The organism is Vulcanococcus limneticus LL (assembly GCF_002252705.1).
Taxonomy (GTDB): Bacteria; Cyanobacteriota; Cyanobacteriia; order PCC-6307; family Cyanobiaceae; genus Vulcanococcus; species Vulcanococcus limneticus.
Window position 1 is genome coordinate 1 of sequence record NZ_NQLA01000107.1, and the last position, 2769, is coordinate 2769.

A 2769-nucleotide genomic window follows, 5' to 3' on the forward strand; every position below is an offset into this window, starting at 1 on the left:
CATTGTATCGCCCAGAACCATTGCAGTCACTGGGATCTGCGCGGATTTCACGGGTGGCTGCGGAGAGGGGGCGCGGTTCTATGCGCGACAAGCTCCTAGGTCCCGAAGCCTCTCGCACTTGCTCAAGATCCCGAGCACTGCCACCAAGAGCAGGTACCAGGCCGGGATGCGCACGCCACGCCGCATACGGGCATCTGGGACCACCTTGAGGTAGCTGATCAGGTCGAGATCGGTTGCGGAAGGGACGCTTTTAGGCACAGAGAGGAGGCAGCCCGCCGACCTCAACCCATGGTCGCAGCCCCGGCAAGAAAGCCTATGCCGGACTTTCAATCATCCCTGCCATCAAACCCACTGGTGAATGAACTGGTCGGGATGGAGAGGCGTCGACTTTCCTGGTAAAGGGGGTTCCTGGCAAAGGTAGATCATATTATATTAGAGCAGTTGTCGAGATACAATTATTCAGGCTCTTCACGCCCATGGACCCACCAATTCTTTTTCGCCCTTTGTGGTTTGGCATGATGTGGATTGGCAATCGAAGACACCACTCGGTACTGACGCTGCCGTGAGACAAGGGATCCTCCCAGAGTTTCTGCTCAGAATTAATCATCACTTCTTCTTGCCAGCTCACGCTGATTATGCCTTCGCTTGATTCCAGTCGTTTCACTCTTGATTCGTCGCGCATACTCTTGGCACAAGGAGTTCAACCTGATGCATGCCAATTTCAGATTGATGCCCCTTTGGGCGGTATCGAGCTTAGTGCTGGCTCTTCTATTCAGACGCCGTTTCTTTCAATTGCCAGTGAACACGCCTTATGGATTGGCGTCGGCGAAGCCTCTGGCACTGGATTAATACGTATCTTTTGCCAATACGAACGCAGTGGCGACCGCATAGATTTAGTCACATTGGATCTTAGGCATGCAACAAACAACGAGATTCGCCTATCCCTGGATCCCACCGAGGAGCGACAGAGTTACTTGATTTCTCATTTTGGCAACGATGGAGAATCTTGTTGCATCACCAACTTGCGGATTTGTCACATTCTCCAAGCTGGCCGCATCAATGCATTGGCAAATTACCAAACCAGGCTGGCAAATGAAATGGGCTGCTTCTCCAGTAGCTCGTACCTTCACCCGATATATGGCAATGATGAGTCAGTTGCGGGAAATGGAAATCTTCAAACACATTTCAGAAGACTCTCTCAATATGACTCAGATCGCGAGAAGCTGCTTCAGTCACTTGCGCGCAAGAGACTCTGCCTAATTGATCCATTGCCTGGTGAAGTAGCGTTCAATTATGCAATGCGTTCACTCTCGTCGCTGTTGCCACATTCGCCTCCAGACTTTTTTTCAAGAGTAAAGGGACGCAGTAATAATGGAGCAATTCGGATCCTATCCATTCTTGCTGGCGCGGCGAGAATCGAAGCTCAGCTACTTTCCCACTGCTCAGGAGCTGTTGAGCTCGTTCTCTTGGATGCCAGCACTGAACTAATACAACGCGCAGCAGACACTCTTTCGATTCTCAGAGATGACATCACTGTAACCTGCCTGGTTGGCGATATCAACGAGGGGTTGCCTCTCGATCGTCAGTTTGACATTATTATTTGCGTCTCTGCGCTACATCATGTCGCAAGGTTAGAGCTCGTCCTGTCACAGATCAATGAATGCCTGGCTGATGACGGTGAATTTTGGAGCATTGGTGAGCAGATTGGACGGAATGGCAACCAATTGTGGCCAGACGCCTGTCAGATGGCAGATATTGCATTTTCTGGCTTGCCTGAGAAGTACCGCAGAAATGCTTACTCGGGCTTGATCGACGAGCAACTCAGCAAGCAGGACTACTCAGTTGGCTGCTTCGAGGGCATTCGGAGCGAGGAACTTGAGTCTCTTTTGGAAGCGTATCTCCTTCCTGTCCATCTTTACAAGCGCAATGCTTTCCTATGGCGCCTAGTAGACGCGACCTATTCGGATAATTATGATCTCTGTCGCGAGGAAGACATACACTATCTCCGTGGCTTAGTGGCTGCCGAAGCGGCGCACTGGACTTGTGGCGGTCGCTCGACAGAACTTCACGGTATCTATCGCAAAAAGATGCTTAATATTTAATTCTGTAACCTCTGGGCACCCTGTAGGCGCCAGAGAAGAAGCTGCCACGCCCTTTGCTGCCTTTCATTGCCCATGCTGTCCACTGCACCGGCAGAGCGTGGCCCAGATCGCTGCGCCAGGGGTTGCTTGCCCAGGGCGATCACCTCACCCGCCGCTGCCACGGCTGGACCGATGACCTGGCGCGACAGCGGGGCTGGGCACCGGATGGCCCGCCCCCATCTGTTCATGGGCACCGATACTGGCGATGAGGATCGCGGAAGCCGTCTGGAGTGGAGAGCAGCTGGTCGACAATTGCCTGATGCTTGAGCCGTAATTTGCTGCCGCGGTGATCTTCCCCGGGTTTTCACGTGACCGCCTTAAATCTGCTAGTGTGTTAGCGTATAACTGAGAGCTATAGATTCATGGGTTGTTTTGTGTTGGCTGGTGAGCGAATTTGTTGTTATTGAGTCCGGTCCGCGCCCCCTGCTTGTTGCCTGGGTCTATGGGTGGTCATGGAGTTGATTCAACGGCGTGTCTTTCAGAGGCTTTATGACTGTTAGCGTAATCACTCCTACCAGGTTGTTGCCGGATCGGTGACTTTCAGGAAAGTTGCCACTCTTGGGCTGCTCTTCAAGCAGCCTGAGCCAATGGTACCGCCAGTGCCGACTGCGGCTCTTCTGGTGGCCTG

1 protein-coding gene is annotated in these 2769 nt (G+C 52.6%); it reads left to right on the forward strand.

Features of this window, described 5'->3' with window-relative positions:
* Nucleotides 1–635 precede the first annotated feature (635 nt).
* Entirely contained in the window at nt 636–2102 is a 1467-nt protein-coding gene (locus CJZ98_RS17455) for a class I SAM-dependent methyltransferase (RefSeq protein ID WP_094592376.1), read from the forward strand.
* Nucleotides 2103–2769 lie beyond the last annotated feature (667 nt).